This window comes from uncultured Pseudoalteromonas sp. (genome assembly GCF_963922945.1).
Lineage (GTDB): Bacteria > Pseudomonadota > Gammaproteobacteria > Enterobacterales > Alteromonadaceae > Pseudoalteromonas.
Map to the genome: position 1 here is coordinate 1 of NZ_CAWUKC010000039.1, position 20,519 is coordinate 20,519.

Annotated in this window: 20 protein-coding genes; 15 read left to right on the forward strand and 5 right to left on the reverse strand. The window is 41.7% G+C overall.

The window, feature by feature from the left end; genetic code table 11:
- The first annotated feature begins 431 nt into the window (after nt 1–431).
- Nucleotides 432–1,904, forward strand: a complete 1,473-nt coding sequence (locus tag AABI99_RS09980; protein WP_338365582.1) for an NAD(P)H-hydrate dehydratase — start codon at nt 432–434, stop codon at nt 1,902–1,904.
- Between the two features lie 4 nt (nt 1,905–1,908).
- On the opposite strand, the gene AABI99_RS09985 is transcribed toward AABI99_RS09980, so the two are convergent.
- From AABI99_RS09985 to AABI99_RS10005, 5 genes are all read right to left on the reverse strand, one after another.
- The gene (locus tag AABI99_RS09985) at nt 1,909–2,301 is read right to left on the reverse strand and encodes a VOC family protein (RefSeq protein ID WP_338365583.1); all 393 of its coding nucleotides are present in this window, start codon (nt 2,299–2,301) and stop codon (nt 1,909–1,911) included.
- Between the two features lie 224 nt (nt 2,302–2,525).
- Nucleotides 2,526–2,792, reverse strand: coding sequence for a hypothetical protein (locus AABI99_RS09990; protein ID WP_338365584.1), 267 nt, complete (start codon nt 2,790–2,792; stop codon nt 2,526–2,528).
- A gap of 136 nt (nt 2,793–2,928) precedes the next feature.
- Nucleotides 2,929–4,578, reverse strand: a complete 1,650-nt coding sequence (groL, locus tag AABI99_RS09995) for a chaperonin GroEL (protein ID WP_338365585.1) — start codon at nt 4,576–4,578, stop codon at nt 2,929–2,931.
- Between the two features lie 47 nt (nt 4,579–4,625).
- Nucleotides 4,626–4,913 carry a co-chaperone GroES gene (locus AABI99_RS10000; RefSeq protein WP_338365587.1) on the reverse strand — a complete coding sequence of 96 codons (288 nt, stop codon included), beginning with the start codon at nt 4,911–4,913 and terminating at the stop codon, nt 4,626–4,628.
- 109 nt (nt 4,914–5,022) lie between these two features.
- Nucleotides 5,023–5,499 carry an FxsA family protein gene (locus AABI99_RS10005; RefSeq protein WP_338365588.1) on the reverse strand — a complete coding sequence of 159 codons (477 nt, stop codon included), beginning with the start codon at nt 5,497–5,499 and terminating at the stop codon, nt 5,023–5,025.
- Between the two features lie 188 nt (nt 5,500–5,687).
- Here AABI99_RS10005 and cutA point away from each other — a divergent pair, with 188 nt between their 5' ends.
- The 14 genes from cutA to AABI99_RS10075 all read left to right on the forward strand — a co-directional run bounded on the left by cutA (nt 5,688) and on the right by AABI99_RS10075 (nt 20,517).
- Nucleotides 5,688–6,008 (forward strand): divalent-cation tolerance protein CutA, encoded by a 321-nt coding sequence (gene cutA / locus AABI99_RS10010; protein WP_338365589.1) that lies wholly within the window; start codon nt 5,688–5,690, stop codon nt 6,006–6,008.
- Nucleotides 6,008–7,822: a protein-disulfide reductase DsbD gene (locus AABI99_RS10015; RefSeq protein ID WP_338365590.1), complete on the forward strand. Its 1,815-nt coding sequence runs from the start codon at nt 6,008–6,010 to the stop codon at nt 7,820–7,822. The genes cutA and AABI99_RS10015 overlap by 1 nt, the downstream gene beginning before the upstream one ends.
- 228 nt (nt 7,823–8,050) lie before the next feature.
- Complete coding sequence (gene aroQ, locus AABI99_RS10020) at nt 8,051–8,503, forward strand: type II 3-dehydroquinate dehydratase (RefSeq protein ID WP_338365591.1); 453 nt, start codon at nt 8,051–8,053, stop codon at nt 8,501–8,503.
- Between the two features lie 32 nt (nt 8,504–8,535).
- A complete protein-coding gene (gene accB, locus AABI99_RS10025) occupies nt 8,536–9,009 on the forward strand; it encodes an acetyl-CoA carboxylase biotin carboxyl carrier protein (RefSeq protein WP_338365592.1) in 474 nt (157 codons plus the stop codon).
- Between the two features lie 25 nt (nt 9,010–9,034).
- On the forward strand, nt 9,035–10,375 hold the full coding sequence (gene accC, locus AABI99_RS10030; protein ID WP_338365593.1) for an acetyl-CoA carboxylase biotin carboxylase subunit: 1,341 nt from the start codon (nt 9,035–9,037) through the stop codon (nt 10,373–10,375).
- A 125-nt stretch (nt 10,376–10,500) separates the two neighbouring features.
- The gene (gene tsaE / locus AABI99_RS10035) at nt 10,501–10,965 is read left to right on the forward strand and encodes a tRNA (adenosine(37)-N6)-threonylcarbamoyltransferase complex ATPase subunit type 1 TsaE (protein WP_338365595.1); all 465 of its coding nucleotides are present in this window, start codon (nt 10,501–10,503) and stop codon (nt 10,963–10,965) included.
- Nucleotides 10,966–11,022: 57 nt separating this feature from the next.
- Complete coding sequence (locus AABI99_RS10040; protein ID WP_338365596.1) at nt 11,023–12,366, forward strand: N-acetylmuramoyl-L-alanine amidase; 1,344 nt, start codon at nt 11,023–11,025, stop codon at nt 12,364–12,366.
- Between the two features lie 34 nt (nt 12,367–12,400).
- A complete protein-coding gene (gene mutL / locus AABI99_RS10045; protein ID WP_338365597.1) occupies nt 12,401–14,257 on the forward strand; it encodes a DNA mismatch repair endonuclease MutL in 1,857 nt (618 codons plus the stop codon).
- A 10-nt stretch (nt 14,258–14,267) separates the two neighbouring features.
- A complete protein-coding gene (gene miaA / locus AABI99_RS10050) occupies nt 14,268–15,185 on the forward strand; it encodes a tRNA (adenosine(37)-N6)-dimethylallyltransferase MiaA (RefSeq protein ID WP_338365610.1) in 918 nt (305 codons plus the stop codon).
- 77 nt (nt 15,186–15,262) lie between these two features.
- A complete protein-coding gene (gene hfq / locus AABI99_RS10055; RefSeq protein WP_004587665.1) occupies nt 15,263–15,526 on the forward strand; it encodes an RNA chaperone Hfq in 264 nt (87 codons plus the stop codon).
- A gap of 15 nt (nt 15,527–15,541) precedes the next feature.
- A complete protein-coding gene (gene hflX, locus AABI99_RS10060) occupies nt 15,542–16,831 on the forward strand; it encodes a ribosome rescue GTPase HflX (RefSeq protein ID WP_338365598.1) in 1,290 nt (429 codons plus the stop codon).
- Nucleotides 16,832–16,931: 100 nt separating this feature from the next.
- Entirely contained in the window at nt 16,932–18,104 is a 1,173-nt protein-coding gene (gene hflK, locus AABI99_RS10065) for an FtsH protease activity modulator HflK (protein ID WP_338365599.1), read from the forward strand.
- A 5-nt stretch (nt 18,105–18,109) separates the two neighbouring features.
- Nucleotides 18,110–18,988, forward strand: a complete 879-nt coding sequence (hflC, locus tag AABI99_RS10070) for a protease modulator HflC (protein WP_338365600.1) — start codon at nt 18,110–18,112, stop codon at nt 18,986–18,988.
- A 215-nt stretch (nt 18,989–19,203) separates the two neighbouring features.
- Nucleotides 19,204–20,517, forward strand: a complete 1,314-nt coding sequence (locus tag AABI99_RS10075) for an adenylosuccinate synthase (RefSeq protein ID WP_338365601.1) — start codon at nt 19,204–19,206, stop codon at nt 20,515–20,517.
- Nucleotides 20,518–20,519: the final 2 nt, after the last annotated feature.

Sequence of the window (20,519 nt, forward strand, 5' to 3'; positions counted from 1 at the left end):
CTTCTTCTCTAAAGCGGAGTGTCTCTTAAGCGCAGCGCCTCTTTGTGAACAGTGTGTTGGTTATTAAATGCATTGGCGGATGATAGTGCAACATTTCACTGTGGCTCTTCATCGTTGTCGGCACCACGATATTCTACTGCTTAGCGCACCGACTCCAAATACGAGAAAGCCTGACTAGTAATAGTCGGTTTTTTTACGTCTCTAGAAAAGTAAAATACCTGCCTTGCACATTACTTACCTGTCTTTGTAGCGTGGGTTGGGTATCACGAAACCCGTGATTAAAGCCCACTACAGTAGGCAGGTTATTTGTAGTAAAGCCTTCAATTTTAGTTTCAATGCTGTTTAGCACGCTAAATCCACTATTGAAAAGTGCTCTTTTATCCCAAGCTATAATTATAGAGGATCTACACACTTATTTATGGCGAGTTTCTATGTTAAATAAACAAAGGCATATCTACACGAAAGAGCAGGTTCGCTCCTATGAGGGAGAGGCGGCTAAGCAATGTGGAATAGATTTATTTACCTTAATGCAGCGAGCGGGGGAGTCCGTATACAAGCAGTGGCAGTCTTTTAACGCTAAGCTCACTTTAATTATTGCAGGTAATGGCAATAATGCGGGTGATGCTTACATAGCAGCGCGCTTAATTAAGGATTCGGGTGCAGAGGTTAAAGTTTGCGCTATAGACCCTAATAAAACACTCAGTGGTGACGCTGCTAAAGCGAGGCAGTTATGGCTTGATAATGGTGGCATAGTTAACGAGTTTGCAAAGAGTGACTTAGATTGCTGTGACTGTGTGATTGATGGGTTACTAGGTACTGGGCTAAATTCACCTGTTCGCGAAAATTATGATGTGATTATTACAGCCATTAACCAAAGCGAAAAGCCTGTTTTGAGTATCGATGTTCCTTCAGGGATTGACGCAAATACAGGTGAAGTATTGGGCGTAGCTATTCAGGCAACAAAAACACTTACTTATATTGGGATTAAACAAGGCCTTTGTACAGGGACGGGTAAACAGCATGCCGGTGAGTTGATTCTCGATGAATTAGCAATTGAAGATACTTTCAGTCAACTCGCTTCCCCTTGTGCTCACTTGATAAATATAGACAGTTTTAATCGCTTGGGCTCTCGGGCTTTAAATAGCCATAAGGGCAATCATGGCAAGTTATTATGCGTAGGAGGTAACCAAGGTACTGCGGGAGCAATTAGGCTCAGTAGTGAAGCTGCGCTTCGAGCAGGTGCGGGGATGGTGAAGGTTTATACACACCAAAGCTCTATTATGCCAATAAGCATAGGTAGGGCAGAATTAATGGTCACGAGTGAAAACCTTGAACAGGCTTTAGAGTGGGCAAGTTGTGTTGTACTTGGGCCTGGACTTGGGCAGGATGAATGGGCTAAAAAAACGTTTTGCACTGTAATGCACTATTGCCAAGAGCACAATACGCCACTTGTACTTGATGCTGATGCACTTAATTTATTAGCTGAAAATGCAAGTGCTTATACGTTGGCTCAAAGTGTTCTTACTCCGCACCCTGGTGAGGCGGCTCGGCTCATTAGCAAAAATACCTCTGAAATAGAGTCAAATAGGTTTGATAGCGTGCGATTATGCGCAAAACGTTATAATGCTACTTGTATATTAAAAGGCGCTGGGTCTTTAATTGATAACGGTAAAAACACTTGGGTGTGTGCAAATGGCAACGCAGCACTTGCCGTGGGAGGGAGTGGTGACGTACTTACAGGTATTATTGGTGCATTGCTTGCTCAAGGGCTTAGTATCGACGAAGCAGCACGATACGGGGTAACGCTTCATGCTCGAGCTGGTGAAGTTGCGGCTGAAGAGAAAGGGCAGCGCGGCATGCTACCCTCGGATTTATTTCAAATAGTCAGGTCGTTAATCAATTAAGTATTTAGCTCTGTTGAATAAGATCCCATTTGTTACCATAAAGATCCTCAAACACGGCCACCGTACCGTAAGGCTCATTACGAGGCTGCTCATGAAATACTACGCCATTTTCTAGCATACTTTCGTAGTCGCGCCAAAAGTTGTCAGTGTTTAAAAATAGCCATACACGGCCACCTGCTTGATTGCCAACAGCGTTAAACTGCTCAGGCTCTGTGGCTTTTGCAAGTAATATGTGTGTGCCGTTTGAGTTGGGTGGGGTTATTAACACCCAGCGTTTTCCATCACCTAAATCCGTATCTTCCACTAATTCAAAGCTTAATTTTTTTGTATAAAATGCGATTGCTTCGTCATAGTCTTTTATAACAAGAGCAATACTACCTATATGCTGCTTTGGCATAACTTAAAAACCTAGAGCTGTTTTATGTTTGTGTATTTTCACATATCAATACAGGGTTGAATAGTATAGGTAAATGTTTATTAAAGCTTATTTTAAGAGAAGATATACGTTATACATTGGCTTGGCATCTATCGCTAGCAGTAAAAGGATTCACTCTATTTTAAACCCTATAGCATGCTTAAAGCGTCCTTAAAAAGTGTTTTAATTTACGTAGCTAAACTGGCTTACTCATCTTCATTCGTAGGGTCGTCACCTGAGTCTTCTTTACGTTTACGCTGCTCTTGCTTGGCCTTTTGAACATTCTCATAAGTAGGGGGTGGAATAGGCATAAGTGAAATTAGTGGAAAAAATGCTAAAAATAAATACGCTCCTTTAGACATGCTCTTACCCCATATAACGAGCTTAAGCATAATCCAAGCAATAAATACCACTAACCCTGTTATAAGTGATACCAACATAAAGAAGATGATTATTTCATTATTATTAAGCAAATCCTTTTACCTTTAATCCAATAACTCATGGTATAGATGTGGAGATAAATTAAGCAATAACAATAGGCTTCTACTAAAAAGCAAAAACCCAGCCGAAGCTGGGTTTTATATAAGCAAGGTGCTTAGAGGATGATAATTACATCATGCCGCCCATACCACCCATTCCGCCCATGCCACCCATATCAGGTGCTGCAGCAGCTTCTTCTTTAGGGATCTCAGCAACCATTGCTTCGGTCGTGATCATTAGACCCGCAATCGAACCTGCAAATTGAAGTGCAGAGCGCGTTACTTTAGTTGGATCTAGGATACCCATTTCAAGCATGTCGTTGTATTCGCCTGAGGCTGCGTTGTAACCGTAGTTACCTTCGCCACCTTTAACAGCGTTTATTACTACTGACGCTTCGTCGCCTGCATTTGTTACGATTTGACGAAGTGGTGCTTCCATTGCACGAAGTGCAACTTTAATACCGTGATTTTGGTCTTCGTTGTCACCAAGTAGCTCTACTAGTTTGCTAGCAGCACGTACTAGAGCAACACCACCACCAGGTACTACGCCTTCTTCAACCGCAGCGCGAGTTGCATGTAGTGCATCTTCAACACGGTCTTTCTTCTCTTTCATTTCAATTTCAGTTGCTGCGCCTACTTTAATTACTGCAACACCGCCGGCAAGTTTAGCCATACGCTCTTGTAGTTTTTCTTTATCGTAGTCAGATGTCGCTTCTTCAATCTGTGCTTTAATTTGAGCAACACGGCCGTTAATGCCTTCTTCTTCGCCTGCACCGTCAATGATCGTTGTGTCATCTTTAGTGATAACTACACGCTTAGCAGTACCTAGGTCTTCGATAGTTGCTTTTTCAAGCTCTAAGCCGATTTCTTCAGAGATAACAGTACCGCCAGTTAACACGGCAATATCTTGTAGCATTGCTTTACGACGGTCGCCAAAGCCAGGTGCTTTAACCGCAGATACTTTAACAATACCGCGCATATTGTTAACTACTAAAGTAGCAAGTGCTTCGCCTTCTAGGTCTTCAGCAATGATTAATAGTGGCTTGCTTGCTTTAGCAACAGCTTCTAATGTAGGTAGTAGCTCACGAATGTTAGATACTTTTTTGTCTACAAGTAGAATGAACGGGTTGTCTAGCTCAACAGCGCCTTTTTCAGCGTTATTGATAAAGTACGGAGATAGGTAACCACGGTCAAACTGCATGCCTTCTACAACATCTAGCTCGTTCTCTAGTGATTGACCTTCTTCTACAGTAATAACACCTGTGTTACGACCCACTTTTTCCATTGCTTGTGCAATGATGTCGCCAATTTCTTTGTCAGAGTTAGCTGAAATAGTACCTACTTGTGCAATTGCTTTAGTATCAGCACATGGTACAGATAGCGTTTTAAGTTCTTCTACTGCAGCGGTAATTGCTTTATCAATACCACGCTTAAGATCCATTGGGTTCATGCCCGCAGCTACTGCTTTAAGACCTTCGTTTACAATAGATTGTGCAAGTACAGTTGCGGTAGTCGTACCGTCACCGGCTGCATCATTTGCTTTAGATGCAACTTCTTTCACCATTTGTGCACCCATGTTTTCAAACTTGTCTTCAAGTTCGATTTCTTTCGCTACAGATACACCATCTTTAGTGATTACTGGAGAGCCAAATGATTTATCTAGTACTACGTTACGGCCTTTAGGACCTAATGTAACTTTTACTGCGTTTGCTAGGATATTTACGCCTGTTAGCATTTTAGCGCGTGCATCACCTGCAAAAAGTACTTCTTTTGCTGCCATCTTTAATTCCTCTAAATTCTTAAATGTTTGTTAAACGAAAAGTAGGGTTAGCCTACAATGCCTAAAATGTTGTCTTCACGCATGATCAGGTACTCTTGACCTTCGATCTTTTCAGTTTTTTCAACATATGAGCCAAATAACACAGTGTCACCGACTTTTACTTCTAAAGCTCTAACGTCACCGTTATCTAGAACGCGACCATTGCCAACAGCAATAACTTCTCCGCGCGTTGATTTTTCAGCTGCAGAGCCAGTTAATACAATACCGCCAGCAGACTTGGTTTCTTCTTCTAGACGCTTAACGATTACGCGATCTTGTAAAGGACGAATGTTCATTTTTTTAGTTCTCCTAACAGTTTCTGAACAGTACAGAAAAAAGCTTTTCTAATTTGCATTCATTAATGGGGGTAGAGTGTAAAATTCCAAGAGAAAAATCGATAAATTTTTAATCTTTTCTCTCATATTCGCCATCGATAGTCGTTGGCTTATTTACATGTTGTTGTTCTTGCTGCGAGTGTGGGTGTTGTGTAAAGGCTGAAGAGCCTTGATGCATGCCAGTGCTCATGCGCACGGTCGCTTGGCTGGCAAGCCCTGCTGCTAATTTATTTCGAATTGAAGGGGTGAGTAAAAGCAAACCAAATACATCGGTCATAATGCCTGGGGTAAGTAATAAAACACCGGCTATAATCACACAGATTCCGGTAAACAATTCTTTCGCTGGCATTTGGCCTTGAGCCATTTGGCTTTGTGCGTTTTGAAATGCTCCCATACCTTGCTGTTTAACCATTCTGGCGCCCAAAATAGCCGTTACTATGACTAAAGCAATAGTGGCAAACCCACCAATTACATCGCTAACTTGTATAAGTAAGGCTATTTCGATGATGGGGATGATAATAAACAACACAAATAAAAATCTAAACATAGGGCTCTCTAAATAATGGCACTCGAATGAGTGGATGAAATATAAGTGAGGGTGAAGGGGTCTATTTTCAAGGTTGGGCTCAAAGTGATTAAAAATTGCTTAATATCTACAGTTATTCATCGCCTACACATTACACTAGCTATCAGATACTATTGCATTAGTACCCTATAAATTAGTAAAGGTTAATTATGACTACGCAATTTAAAATGATATTTACCACATGCAAAAATGAGGCTGAAGCACGCACTTTGGCAAAGGCACTTGTTTCACAAAAATTAGCGGCGTGTGTAAATGTTTTACCAAATATGACCTCAATTTATATGTGGGAAGGCGATATTGCCGAAGAAGTAGAAGTAAAGCTACTGATCAAAACTAAATCAGAAAAAATGAATGAGGTTTTTGAAACCATTAAGAGCCTGCATAGTTATGACGTGCCCGAGATTCAGGTGGTTGATGTGGCTACGGGGAATCTGGCTTATTTTCATTGGATGGATGAGGTATTAAATTAATGCGGTTTTTCTTTTTGTTATTGGTTGGTTTGCTAGCGCTTCCGGTTAAAGCAAACACCAATAATGTGCTAGGTGATTTACTTGCCCCGCCACAGCAAACCTTTCTACCCGTAGACCAAGCGTTTGTATTTGATTTTGATCAGCAAGGCAGCACTTTATTTATAGGGTGGGATATAGCCCCTGACTATTACCTTTATAAAAAGAAGATAGAAGTCATTGCTAAAGGTGCCAACATAAAGGTAGGCGATGCCGGTACAGGCGAAATTATAGAAGATGAATTTTTTGGCAAAACTGAAGTTTTTTTTAATAGTGTAAGTGTTATAAGCAAGCTCAGTAATGTTACCGAGGGTGCTGTTGTAAAGGTGCGCTATCAAGGCTGTGCCAAAGCAGGGCTGTGTTATCCGCCAGAGGTTATTAGTATTCCATTAAGCGTTATTGCCTCAGAGCAAGCGCAAGGTAATAACTCATCTGCTAATGCTGCTGATACACTCAACGCATTAACTCCCTCTGTTGATACAACGCGTAGCCAAAGTAATACACCCACTCAAGATTTAAGTTTTACAGAGCGATTAGCAAGTCAAAGTTTAGTAACTAATTTACTCATATTTTTTGCGGTTGGGGTGGGGCTTGCGTTTACACCGTGTGTGTTCCCTATGTTTCCTATTTTATCGAGCCTAATTGCAGGGCAGCAAAATTTATCGACTAAAAAAGCGTTTGCGTTGTCGTTTGTATATATACAGGGTATGGCACTTACTTATGCTGCATTAGGATTAATCGTCGCGGCCTTAGGCGGGCAAGTGCAAGGCTATTTACAACATCCTTATGTACTTATTAGTTTTAGCTTATTGTTTGTGTTACTGGCAATGTCGATGTTTGGCTGGTACGAAATTAAGTTACCTAGCGGCATGATGAATAAACTAACGCAAGTGAGTAATAATCAAAAAGGTGGCAACTACCTAGGTGTGTTTTTAATGGGGGTGCTATCAGGACTAATAGCGTCACCTTGTACGACTGCGCCGTTATCAGCCGCATTATTATTTGTAGCGCAAAGTGGCGACTACCTTGTTGGCGGGTTAACTTTGTATGTGTTGAGCTTAGGAATGGGCTTACCACTTCTATTACTTGGCACATCGGGGGGTAAATTACTGCCTAAAGCGGGTGGTTGGATGGAACAAGTTAAAACTTTATTTGGTTTTATTATGCTTGTTGTGCCGCTTATTTTACTAGAACGTATTGTTGATGCCGACATTATTTTGCTTATGGCGAGTGTTTTAGCGCTTGCAACAGCACTGTATTTACACCACTGGCAAAGTGCACAGCCACAAAGCAAATTTAAAACCGCGCTTTGGTTTAGTGCGACACTGCTTACACTTACTGGGTTTACTGTAGCTAAAAACGTTATTTGGCCCTCTTTACCTGTTCAACAGGTTGCTCAGCAAAGTAATGAATTTAAGCGGGTTGCAAATTTAACTGAGTTAAAAAGTGCCGTGGCTGAGGCAAATAAACAAGGTAAACTGGTGATGGTCGACTTATACGCCGACTGGTGTGTGGCATGTAAAGAGTTTGAGCATTACACATTTCCTGATGCTAAAGTACAGGCCGAATTTAATCACTTCCAGCTAATTCAGGTTGATTTAACCCAAAGTGATGACACCACTATTGAGTTAATGGAAGAGTACACCGTGTTTGGTTTACCGAGTATTTTGTTTTTTAACACACAAGGTCAGGAGCTAAGCTCAGAGCGCGTCACCGGATTTTTAAACGCCGATGATTTCGCCACCCACCTAGCTGCAGTGCGCGCCAGCGCACAATAATAGTGCAATTTAGCCGCTTGGGCTTATCAAGCGGCTTGCCTCCAATTAGTGCATATTTATTACACCTCCAGAGATTAGACCAGTATTTTGCTGCTATTTACATCGAACTGACTATAATAGTTGGCTAACGTGAGAATTTGTTGCAATTTTTGTTTTTTATACTTACTTTAGTGTACAAAATTAGCTCGCAACGGCTTAACTCATTACTTAGAGGGTATATCGCGTATTATGGCTGCAAAATTTAAACTTTTAGTTGTAAATGGTCCAAATTTAAACATGCTTGGAAAGCGTGAGCCAGAGAAATACGGTTCGCACACTCTTGGTGAAATTATGGGCGAACTAACGGCAGCTGCGCAGAAGCTCGATGTTCAGCTTACGCATTTTCAAAGTAATAGTGAGCAAGCACTTATAGAAAGAATACACGATGCTTGGCAGGCAGTTGATTACATAATTATTAATCCTGCAGCATTTACGCATACTAGCGTGGCTTTACGTGATGCATTGTTGAGTGTCGATATTCCATTTTTTGAAGTGCACTTAAGTAACGTGCACGCACGTGAAGCATTTCGTCATCATTCATATTTTTCTGATGTGGCGCAAGGTGTGATATGTGGATTAGGTGCAATGGGTTACCACGCAGCGTTAAATGCTGCAGTGAGCCGGTTGCAAAACTCGAATTAATTTAAACTAACAAACTTATAGGCGGGTCGTTCATGGATATTCGCAAGATCAAAAAGCTAATCGAATTAGTAGAAGAATCAGGTATTGCTGAGCTAGAAATCACTGAAGGTGAAGAGTCAGTACGTATTAATCGTAATAACATGAGTGCGGGTCCTGCTTACACTCAATACGCACCTCAACAGTTTGCAGCTCCAGCAGCTCCGGCCCCAACAGCGGCTGCAGCCCCAACAGCGCCAGCCGTTGAAGCTGATGCGGCACCAGCTGCACCTACAGGTCACCAAGTTAAATCACCAATGGTTGGCTCGTTTTACTCGGCGGCTTCTCCAGAAGCACCTGCGTATGTAGAAGTAGGCTCACAAGTTAAAGTAGGCGATACACTATGTATCGTTGAAGCGATGAAAATGATGAACCAAATTGAATCAGATAAAGCGGGCACAGTTAAAGCTATTTTAGTTGAAAATGGCGAGCCAGTAGAATTTGATCAACCTCTATTCATCATTGAATAATTTAGCAATCTAAAGGCCAACTCTTATGTTAGATAAAGTAGTCATTGCAAACCGAGGTGAAATAGCACTTCGCGTATTGCGCGCCTGCAAAGAGCTTGGGATCAAAACGGTTGCTGTGCATTCAACGGCGGATCGTGATCTTAAGCACGTATTACTTGCAGATGAAACCATTTGTATCGGTAAACCTCCTGCAACTGAAAGTTACTTAGATATTCCGCGTATTATTGCGGCTGCTGAAGTAACAGACGCGGTAGCGATTCACCCAGGCTATGGTTTCCTTTCAGAAAATGCAGATTTTGCTGACCAAGTTGAGCAAAGTGGCTTTGTATTTATTGGTCCTAAGGGCGACACTATTCGTCTAATGGGCGATAAAGTATCGGCAATCAATGCTATGCGCAAAGCTGGTGTACCTTGTGTACCAGGTTCAGATGGCCCAGTATCGGATGACAAAGAACGCAATATGCAAATTGCTAAGCGTATTGGTTACCCGGTAATTATTAAAGCAGCTGGTGGCGGTGGTGGCCGTGGCATGCGTGTTGTACGTAGCGAAGCTGAGTTAATTGATTCAATTGCACTTACTCAACAAGAGGCAAAGCAATTCTTCGGTAACAGCATGGTTTACATGGAAAAGTTCCTTGAAAATCCTCGCCACATCGAAATTCAGGTACTTGCTGACGGACAGGGTAATGCTGTTCATTTAGGTGAACGTGACTGTTCTATGCAGCGTCGTCACCAAAAAGTAGTTGAAGAAGCGCCTGCACCAGGTATAACGGCAGAAGTACGTAAGTTTATTGGTGAACGCTGTACACGTGCATGTATCGAAATTGGTTACCGTGGTGCAGGTACGTTTGAGTTTTTATACGAAAACGGCGAGTTTTACTTCATCGAAATGAACACGCGTATCCAAGTTGAGCATCCTGTAACTGAAATGGTAAGCGGTGTTGACTTAATTAAAGAGCAGTTAAAAATTGCTGCAGGACAACCGCTGTCTTTTACACAAGATGATGTTGTTATCCGTGGTCATGCAATAGAGTGTCGTATTAATGCTGAAGACCCTGAAACGTTTGTCCCGTCGCCGGGTAAAATTACGCGTTTCCATCCTGCTGGTGGTTTAGGTATTCGTTGGGATAGCCATATTTATGCTGATTATACTGTGCCTCCACACTACGATTCTATGGTTGGTAAACTTATTACTTACGGTGAAAACCGTGATGTGGCCATTGCTCGAGCGCGTAATGCATTAAATGAATTGGTTATTGATGGCATTAAAACCAATACGCCATTACATAAGAAAATTCTTGCAGATGAAAACTTCCAAAGCGGTGGTACAAATATCCACTACCTTGAGAAAAAATTAGGATTATAAAATCCTCGTTTGTAAAAACCGGCTTAGGCCGGTTTTTTTATACCTAAAACGTCAATTTATCGCCTTCAAGAAATATTCTGGTATGATTAGCAAAGATGCGCTTTTAGTAAATTTTTGAGGTAATCATGTCGCGTAGTTTCCAAGCCCACCTAAATGATGAAATAGCCACAGTTGCTATGGGTAACAAAGTTGCAGCTATTATTGAGCAAGGAGCTGTTATTTATTTACACGGAGATTTAGGCGCAGGAAAAACAACTTTTACGCGGGGAGTAGTTCAAGGTTTTGGCCATACTGGCAAGGTAAAAAGCCCAACTTATACGCTAGTAGAACCCTATGAACTTACACGTGCTAATGTATATCATTTTGACTTATACCGTTTAGGTGATCCTGAAGAGCTTGAGTTCATGGGGATAAGGGATTATTTTTCTGAGCAAGCTATATGTATCGTTGAGTGGCCAGAAAAGGGGGGCGAATTTATACCTGTTCCTGACTTGGACATCACCCTGAGCTACGTCGGTGATGAGCGCAAAATTGTTATTAATAGTGCGAGTGAGCGCGGAATAGCAATTGTCGAAAAACTAAATGGTTAATAGCAGGTCATATACCTGCTTTCATAATAATAAATAGTTAAGGCAATGGTAGTTACAATGAATCGAGGTGCAGTTAAACTTTTTATTGGTTTTATAGTATTGGCTATAAGCCTGCCGTTGTGGGCGAAAAATACCATAAATAGTGTTCGGGTATGGCCCTCGCCAGACAGTACGCGAGTAGTATTTGACTTAGATGATAAGCCAGACTTTAGCTATTTTATGCTAAAAAATCCAAGCCGTTTAGTGGTTGACCTTACAAACACTGCGGGCCCTAAAGCCTTACCAATAATTCCCTCAAAACATAAAATTGTAAACAAGCTGCGTTACTCTAAGCCTAAAAATAAGCAAAGTGTGCGATTTGTATTTGAGCTAACGGCACCAATTAAACCTGTTATTTTTGCACTTGCCCCTACTGGCCCGTATAAAAATAGATTAGTTGTAGACTTATATAATAAAAGCGAGCCTGCAGTAAGTAAGACGCCTGCCCAAAAAGCAGCTAAAAAGCGACAATTAAACCAAGAGCGAGATATTGTTATTGCCATTGATGCAGGCCATGGGGGTGAAGACCCCGGCTCTATTGGCCCCTCAGGTACATACGAAAAAACAATTACTTTGCAAATAGCTAAGCGTTTAGAGCGGATGATAGATGCTGAGCGTGGTATGATTTCGCGTATGGTAAGAAGCGGTGATTACTTTGTAAAACTTAATACCCGTACTAATCGAGCTCGTCAGAAAAAAGCCGATTTTTTAGTGTCTATTCATGCTGATGCGTTTACAAGCCCCGGCCCTAATGGGGCATCGGTATGGGTGCTATCGCTTGGTCGCGCTAATTCTGAAATTGGTAAATGGATAGAAGATAAAGAAAAACACTCGGAGCTTTTAGGTGGTGCAGCCGATGTAATTAAAGACGCTGCAAACGAAAAATACCTTGCGCAAGCCCTGCTTGATATGTCGATGGACCATTCAATGAAAACAGGGCTTAATGTGGCCGAAGAAGTAGTCAAAGAGCTAAAAAAGGTCGCTAAATTACATAAAAAAGAGCCGCAACATGCTAGCCTTGCCGTATTAAAGTCGCCAGATATACCTTCAATTTTGGTCGAAACAGGCTTTATTTCAAACCCACGAGAAGAGCGTATGCTAAAAAGCGCGAATCACCAAGAGCGCTTAGCGAAAGCGATGTTTACCTCTATCAAAAATTATTATTTAAAAAACCCACCAGATGACTCGCTATTTGCCAAGCTCAAATCGCAATACCCAACTAAACATAAGGTGCGCCCAGGTGAGTCGCTCAGTTTACTGGCAAGCCGCTATGGCGTATCGGTGGCCAAGTTAAAGCAAGCTAATAAACTACGCTCAAACACCTTATTTATAGGCCAAGAGCTGGATATACCGCAAAGCTGATGTTTTTTAAATCTATACAAGTATTAAGGGCCTCATGAGTATTGAAATATTACCTGCACGATTAGCCAACCAAATAGCCGCAGGTGAAGTGGTTGAACGCCCTGCGTCGGTGGTTAAAGAGCTGGTAGAGAACAGTCTAGATGCGGGGGCTACACGCGTACAAATTGATATAGAGCGTGGTGGTCATAAGCTTATTCGTATTCGTGACAATGGCTCAGGTATTGGCAAAAACGAGCTAACCCTTGCGCTTTCGCGCCATGCAACCAGTAAACTTAAATCACTTGATGATTTAGAAAATATTTGTTCTTTAGGTTTTAGAGGCGAAGCGCTTGCATCGATTAGTTCAGTATCGCGATTAACCCTTAGCTCAAAGCCCAAAACACAAGAAGCCGCTTGGCAAGCGTTTGCACAGGGTCGCGATATGGATGTGCAAGTAAAGCCGGTAGCTCACCCAGATGGTACAACAATAGAAGTTAAAGATTTATTTTTTAACACCCCAGCAAGGCGCAAGTTTTTACGCACCGAAAAAACGGAATTTAGCCACATTGATGAGCTTATAAAGCGTATTGCGCTGAGTCGTTTTGATGTATCGATTACACTTACTCACAATCAAAAGGTAGTTAGGCAGTACCGAGCTAAAACAGATCCTAACCAAGCAATTACTCGCGTTTCACAAGTTGCAGGTAAGGCCTTTGCTGAGCAAGGATTACATATTCAATCTGGTGAAAGTGGTTTACAGCTGCATGGTTGGGTATTGCCGGTGGGGTCAGCTAATACCACGCAATATACCTATGTAAATAATCGCATGATGCGCGATAAGCTCATTTTGCATGCTATTCGTCAGGCGTTTGAAGAAGTCAGTGGCGCGCAAGAGCTTCCTGGTTTTGTTATTTATATTGATATTGACCCAAGGCAAGTGGATGTCAATGTTCATCCCGCTAAGCATGAGGTGCGTTTTCATCAAGGCCGATTAGTGCACGATTTTATATTGCAGGCGATTAAGCAAGTTGTTGTGCCACTTCAAGGCGAGTTTGCAACCAATCAAGCGCCCACAGACGATTACCAACCCTCTGCGTTTATTGAGCAATCAAGCTATTTATCTAGTAACGACAGCGTTCAGCATGATTACCCTAAGTCACAGTTGCAGCCAATAGATTCACAAAGCAATGGTTTTACTAGTCATCCTTCCTCTAATCTTACGGGCTCAGGCGGAGGCGGTGCAGGGAGGGCTTCTCAGCCTAAACAAAGTGCTTCAAGTTATCATGAAGTCAATGCATTTTATCAAGGGGTAAGTGAACAGCAAGCAGCACATTTTGATCATAGTGTATCCACGCAGCTGATAACTGATGAGAGCGCAACACACACATTTAAAAGTGTGCAGGTATTAAATGTAAATAAAGGGGTATGTGTATTTACTCAGCAGCAGCAATTATTTTGTTCGCACTACAAATATGCACTCGTAGATTACTGGCATGCGCAAATAAAAGAGCTGGGTAATTTAGAAGGGAAGGCTTTATTATTACCAGTAAGAGTTAACCTTGAAAAAGCGGACTGCGAACTAATAGCTCAGCAGCAGTCGTGGTTTACTTTATTAGGCTTTGAGCTAGTGATTGAAAAACAGTTTGTGATGGTTAAAAAGCTACCCACGTGTTTATATTTACTTGAAGTGTCAGCTGCGGTGGAAAGCTTACTAGAGGCATGTAAAAAACAGCTTAATGAGCTGCAAGCTTGGCTTGTGTGGCAGCTTAGTTGTGTGCCAGAGCGCTTTTATGAAAGTAATGCTTTTTTTGAATTACAAACGAGCCTACAAAATAATCCGCAAACAATTGAACGTTTGACAAAAAAAGCAGTTAAAATAGGTCTAGAAGACTATTTAACGCAATTAAATTAAGGTACCTGTGTTGAGCAATTTACCGGTCATATTTTTAATGGGTCCAACTGCTGCTGGTAAAACAGCGTTGGCTATTTCACTGTGTGAGCACTTAAATACAGAAATAATCAGCGTTGATTCAGCGTTAATATATAAAGGTATGGACATAGGTACGGCCAAGCCCGATGCACAAGAACTTGCTCGGGCGCCACATCACTTAATTGATTTGCTTGATCCGAGTGAAACGTATTCGGTGGCCGACTTTAGACGTGATGCGATAAAAAAAATTGATGAATTCCATCAACAAGGTAAAGTACCTATATTGGTGGGTGGTACTATGATGTACTTTAAATCTTTAATCGATGGCTTATCGCCACTGCCTGAAGCCTGCCCAGATGTTAGAGCCGAGCTTGAAGCGCAAGCAAAGCAATTTGGTTGGCCGCATTTACATCAGGAGCTTGCTAAAGTTGATCCGCAAGCGGCCGACAAAATAAGTGAAAATGATTCACAAAGAATAAACCGAGCTTTGGAAGTTTATCGTATTAGTGGTAAAACAATGACTGAATTGCAAAAGCAAAAGCAGCCAACGTTACCTTATACTTTTCATCAATTTGCGATTGCGCCTGATGATCGCAGTGAATTACATCAGCGAATTGAAAAAAGGTTTAAAATAATGATAGAACAGGGGTTTGAAAAAGAAGTTTCGACCCTATATCTACGTAAGGATTTACACCCCAATATGCCTTCTATTCGTTGTGTAGGTTATAGACAAATGTGGGATTACCTTGCGGGTGAAGTGGACCATGATGAGATGGTTTTTCGCGGCATTGCTGCAACACGTCAATTGGCAAAGCGCCAGCTAACGTGGTTACGGAGTTGGCCTGATGTTACGTGGTTAACAACAGACAATGAAGAAAACTTGCAACGCGTTGTAAGTTCGCTAAGCTAGTAGTAGTTGCTAATTATTTAGTTAAATAAGTTCAGCTACTTAAATTATAATAACACCTAGAACGAAGGAACAATAACATGGCAAAAGGCCAATCGTTACAAGACCCATTTTTGAATGCACTACGTCGTGAGCGCATTCCAGTATCAATCTTTTTGGTAAATGGCATAAAATTACAAGGTAAAATTCAGTCATTTGACCAATTTGTTATTTTACTTGAAAACACCGTAAATCAAATGGTGTATAAACACGCAATATCAACAGTTGTACCTGCGCGTGCAGTCAACTTCCAAGGTGTTCAAGGGAGCGATGACACTGAAGAGCAAGAACCAGGAAATATTTAATTAGGAGCGTAATGCTTGTTTGACCGCTATGAATCCGGCGAACAGGCAGTCTTAGTTCATATCGACTTACCTAAAGATGGCGATCGTGAAGATCTACATGAATTAGAGTTGTTGGTATCTTCTGCTGGTGTTAGTAGTTTGGCGGTTGTGCAAGGCAGCCGTCAAGCACCACATCCGAAACTATTCGTCGGTACCGGTAAGGCAGAAGAAATAGCTGAGATTGTCAAAATCCACAATGCAGATGTTGTCATCTTTAACCATCAATTAAGTCCGTCTCAAGAACGTAATTTAGAGCGCGTTTGTCAGTGTCGTGTACTTGATAGAACAACACTGATCCTTGATATTTTTGCCCAACGAGCCCGTACTCATGAAGGGAAGCTGCAAGTAGAGCTTGCTCAGCTTAGGCATATGTCTACCCGATTAATTCGAGGCTGGACCCACCTTGAGCGCCAAAAAGGGGGGATAGGTTTACGTGGTCCTGGCGAAACGCAGCTTGAAACCGATAGACGTTTATTGCGCGCGCGCATTAAAAATATTCGTGCCCGATTAGCCAAAGTTGCTGTACAACGTGAGCAGGGTAGACGTGCGCGTACGCGCAATGAAATTCCTACTGTGTCGCTTGTAGGCTATACCAATGCAGGTAAATCGACCCTGTTTAACCGTATAACAGACTCAGATGTATACGCAGCGGATCAGCTTTTTGCCACGCTTGACCCAACACTACGTAAATTAGATATTGGTGATGTTGGTTCGGTTATTTTAGCCGATACAGTGGGATTTATACGCCATTTACCGCATGACTTAGTTGCGGCCTTTAAAGCCACATTAACAGAAACGCGTGAAGCCGATCTGCAATTACACGTAATTGATGTAGCAGATCCGCGTAGAAGTGAAAATATAGAGGAAGTACAGTCGGTTTTAAAAGAAATTGAAGCTGATGAAGTACCGCAACTATTAATTTATAACAAAATCGATGCACTTGACGATGTTAGCCCAAGAATTGATCGGGATGACCAAGGGCAGCCTATAAGAGTATGGTTGTCTGCACGAACCGGTGAAGGGTGTGAACTACTAAGCGAAGCAATAAGTGATTTGCTTGCTAAGAAAATGTTTAGCGAAACGCTACTACTCGCACCTCAATATGGCCGATTAAGAGCGTCTTTATTTAGCTTAAGTGCAGTCCATGAAGAGCGCTTTGATGAACAAGGTAATTGGTTATTGGACGTGCGTTTACCTATGGTTGAGTGGAACCGGTTAATCAAAGATTTTGGTCCTGAAATTGAAGGTTTTATCAATCGCGATTAAAAATTGCCATATAAATGTCGGTTTTTGTATGAGAAACGCAGTAGATTTGATAGATTTAACACAATTTCCTAATTTATTTAGATAACAATGGAGTATAGCTATGGCCTGGAATGAACCGGGTAATAATGGCAATGACAAAGATCCGTGGAATAATAAAGGCGGACGTGATCAAGGCCCACCTGATTTAGACGAGGTGTTCCGTAAGTTTAGCAACAAGTTTGGCGGCATATTTGGCGGTAAAAAATCCGGCAATAATAGCGGCGGCGGACTTGGCGGAGCCGGTATTTCATTTATCCTCATTATCGCCGCTATCGTGTGGGCGTTGAGCGGTATTTACACTGTAAAAGAAGCTGAGCGTGGGGTGGTATTGCAATTTGGTAAGTATGACCGTATTGCTGAGCCAGGCTTACGTTGGAAAATGACGTTTATTGAAACAGTTATTCCGGTAGATATTGAGGCTGTACGCTCATTATCTGCATCAGGCTTTATGCTCACTGAAGATGAAAACGTAGTAAGCGTTGAGTTTGAAGTGCAATACCGCGTTATTGACCCGTACCTTTACAAGTTTAGTGTAACTAATGCTGATAATAGTTTGGGTGAAGCCCTAGATAGTGCACTACGTTACGTTGTTGGCCATGCGAAAATGGATCAAGTACTGACAAATGGCCGTGAAGTCGTTCGTCAAAATACGTGGGATGAGCTTAATAAAATCATCGAACCGTATAACTTAGGTTTAATTGTGACCGATGTGAACTTTAAAGATTCGCGTCCGCCGACTGAAGTAAAAGATGCATTTGATGATGCTATTGCCGCACAAGAAGATGAAGAGCGTTTCATCCGTGAAGCCGAAGCTTATGCGCGTGAAATTGAACCGCGCGCGCGTGGTCAAGTAACTCGTATGACGCAAGAGGCTGAAGGTTATCAAGAACGCATTACACTCGAAGCGCAAGGTGAGGTGGCTCGTTTTGAAAAACTTTTACCTGAATATCAAGCCGCTAAAGAAGTAACGCGTGAACGCTTATACATTGATGCTATGCAAGAAGTGCTTGGAAGTAGCTCTAAAGTAATTGTTGATGTTAAAGGCGGGAACAACATGATGTACTTACCGCTTGATAAGATTATGGAAAAACAAGGCACTGCAACACGTGTAGCTTTACCAAGTTCAAGTGACATCCAAGATTTACGTAATAAAGTAAACACATCACGCAATAGTACAGTTAACAGCGGCAATGACCGTTTTAACAGTGACCGCTTTAACAATAACGGGAGATAAGCATAATGAAAAACTTTAGTTTGATTATATTGTTAGTTGCCATTGTTATGTCTTTCTCTGCAGTATTTGTAGTACCAGAAGGGCAAAAAGCGATTGTGTTGCTATTTAGTAAAGTGGAAAAAGACGGTGAAGATAAAGCGGTTGTATATAGCCCTGGTCTACACCTAAAAGTACCATTTTTTAGCCAAGTACGCCGTATCGATGCGCGTATACAAACGCTAGATGGTACGCCAGACCGCTTTGTAACAAGCGAGAAAAAAGACTTAATTGTAGACTCGTTTGTTAAGTGGCGTGTAAACGACTTTAGCGCATTTTACTTACGTGCTCGTGGTGATAAGCAATACGCCGAAACACTACTAAAACAAAAGGTAAATAATGGTCTTCGTACTAACTTTGGTACTCGTACGATTCGTGAGATTGTGTCGGGTGAGCGTAGCGAGCTGATGGAAGAAGCGTTAGTACAAGCTTCTGAAAGTGCCCGTGAGCTTGGTATTGAAGTGCTTGATGTTCGTGTTAAGCAAATTAACTTACCACAAGAAGTGAGTAGCTCAATTTACCAACGTATGCGCGCTGAGCGTACTGCTGTTGCAAAGGAGCACCGCTCTGAAGGTCAGGAAAAAGCGGAAACTATTCGCGCTAATGTTGACCGCCGAGTAACTGTAATGCTTGCTGATGCGGAGCGTAATGCACGTTCAGTTCGTGGTCAAGGTGATGCTGAAGCGGCCGCTATTTACGCTAAAGCATACAACAAAGATCCTGAGTTTTTTGGTTTTGTTCGCTCTTTAGAGGCATACAAAAAGACCTTTAAAGATAAGCAAGATGTGATGGTTCTTTCACCAGATAGCGACTTCTTTAAATATATGAAAGGGGCAGCAGCGCAATAAGCAATGCCTTAATCATTTAAAAGTTATAAAGCCCCGCCTATGCGGGGCTTTTTGTTAAATGTAAATTAATACTTTAAATTACTGTTATATATGTGGTTCTTCAAAAAGTATAGTTGAGTTAAATTTACGCGCAGAAAAAATAAGCTGAACAGGGGTGATCTTTACTTGGGTTTTCTGATAAAATCTCGTCCTAATTTTCTCGAAGTGAATTTACAATGGGTAAAAACGTTGTTGTATTAGGCACCCAATGGGGTGACGAAGGTAAGGGTAAGGTTGTTGATCTCCTTACAGATAAAGCATCTTTAGTAGTTCGATATCAAGGTGGCCACAATGCGGGTCATACTTTAGTTATCAACGGTGAAAAGACAGTTCTACACCTTATTCCATCGGGTGTATTACGTGACAATGTTAAATGTGTGATTGGTAATGGTGTGGTTTTATCACCAGAAGCGCTAATGAAAGAAATTGGCATGTTAGAAGAGCGTGGCGTCCCTGTACGTGAGCGTCTTTTAATTAGTGAAGCATGTCCGTTGATTTTGCCTTTCCATGTTGCATTAGATGTAGCTCGCGAAACAGCTCGCGGCGACAAGCCAATTGGCACAACTGGCCGTGGTATCGGTCCTGCGTATGAAGATAAAGTAGCTCGTCGTGGTTTACGCGTAGGTGACTTATTCAATCCAGAATTATTCGCAGCTAAACTAAAAGAAGTACTTGAGTATCATAACTTTACTTTAGTTAACTACTACAAAGTAGATGCTGTAGATTTCCAAAAAACGTTTGACGATGCTATGGCTGTTGCAGACATCTTAAAAGCAATGGTTGTTGATGTTACTGAGCTTTTAGATCAAACACGTTTAGCGGGTGAGCATATTTTATTTGAAGGTGCACAAGGTACATTACTTGATATCGATCACGGTACTTACCCTTATGTAACATCTTCAAACACCACTGCTGGTGGTGTTGCAACTGGTGCTGGTTTTGGTCCATTAAACTTGGATTATGTGCTGGGTATTATTAAAGCGTACACTACACGTGTTGGTTCTGGTCCTTTTCCTACAGAGCTTTACGATGGCCTTGAAAAACAAGACCCAGTAGGTAAGCACTTAGGTGATAAAGGTCATGAGTTTGGCGCAACGACAGGCCGTTTACGCCGTACTGGTTGGTTAGATGCAGTGGCAATGCGCCGTGCAGTTCAAATCAACAGCATTTCAGGTTTTTGTTTAACTAAATTAGATGTATTAGACGGTTTAGAAACACTTAAAATCTGTACTGGTTACCAGCTTGAAGATGGCACTGTTACTAATGTAACGCCGTTAGCTGCTGAAGGTTATGAGAAAGTAACACCAGTTTACGAAGAAATGCCAGGTTGGTCTGAGAATACAGTCGGTGTTACTAAAATCGAAGACTTGCCAAAAGCTGCGATTGATTACATCAAGCGTATTGAAGAAATCACAGGCGTACCTGTAGATATTATTTCTACCGGTCCAGACCGTATAGAAACAATGGTACTGCGCAACCCGTTTGCATAAAC

Coding starts and splice junctions, on each gene's coding strand:
- mutL (WP_338365597.1), top strand. CDS start 12,401: ATGAGTATTGAAATATTACCTGCACGATTAGCCAACCAAATAGCCGCA.
- hflK (WP_338365599.1), top strand. CDS start 16,932: ATGGCCTGGAATGAACCGGGTAATAATGGCAATGACAAAGATCCGTGG.
- AABI99_RS10005 (WP_338365588.1), bottom strand. CDS start 5,499: ATGTTTAGATTTTTATTTGTGTTGTTTATTATCATCCCCATCATCGAA.
- cutA (WP_338365589.1), top strand. CDS start 5,688: ATGACTACGCAATTTAAAATGATATTTACCACATGCAAAAATGAGGCT.
- hfq (WP_004587665.1), top strand. CDS start 15,263: ATGGCAAAAGGCCAATCGTTACAAGACCCATTTTTGAATGCACTACGT.
- AABI99_RS10015 (WP_338365590.1), top strand. CDS start 6,008: ATGCGGTTTTTCTTTTTGTTATTGGTTGGTTTGCTAGCGCTTCCGGTT.
- AABI99_RS09985 (WP_338365583.1), bottom strand. CDS start 2,301: ATGCCAAAGCAGCATATAGGTAGTATTGCTCTTGTTATAAAAGACTAT.
- AABI99_RS09980 (WP_338365582.1), top strand. CDS start 432: ATGTTAAATAAACAAAGGCATATCTACACGAAAGAGCAGGTTCGCTCC.
- AABI99_RS10075 (WP_338365601.1), top strand. CDS start 19,204: ATGGGTAAAAACGTTGTTGTATTAGGCACCCAATGGGGTGACGAAGGT.
- accB (WP_338365592.1), top strand. CDS start 8,536: ATGGATATTCGCAAGATCAAAAAGCTAATCGAATTAGTAGAAGAATCA.
- hflC (WP_338365600.1), top strand. CDS start 18,110: ATGAAAAACTTTAGTTTGATTATATTGTTAGTTGCCATTGTTATGTCT.
- tsaE (WP_338365595.1), top strand. CDS start 10,501: ATGTCGCGTAGTTTCCAAGCCCACCTAAATGATGAAATAGCCACAGTT.
- accC (WP_338365593.1), top strand. CDS start 9,035: ATGTTAGATAAAGTAGTCATTGCAAACCGAGGTGAAATAGCACTTCGC.
- AABI99_RS10040 (WP_338365596.1), top strand. CDS start 11,023: ATGAATCGAGGTGCAGTTAAACTTTTTATTGGTTTTATAGTATTGGCT.
- aroQ (WP_338365591.1), top strand. CDS start 8,051: ATGGCTGCAAAATTTAAACTTTTAGTTGTAAATGGTCCAAATTTAAAC.
- AABI99_RS10000 (WP_338365587.1), bottom strand. CDS start 4,913: ATGAACATTCGTCCTTTACAAGATCGCGTAATCGTTAAGCGTCTAGAA.
- groL (WP_338365585.1), bottom strand. CDS start 4,578: ATGGCAGCAAAAGAAGTACTTTTTGCAGGTGATGCACGCGCTAAAATG.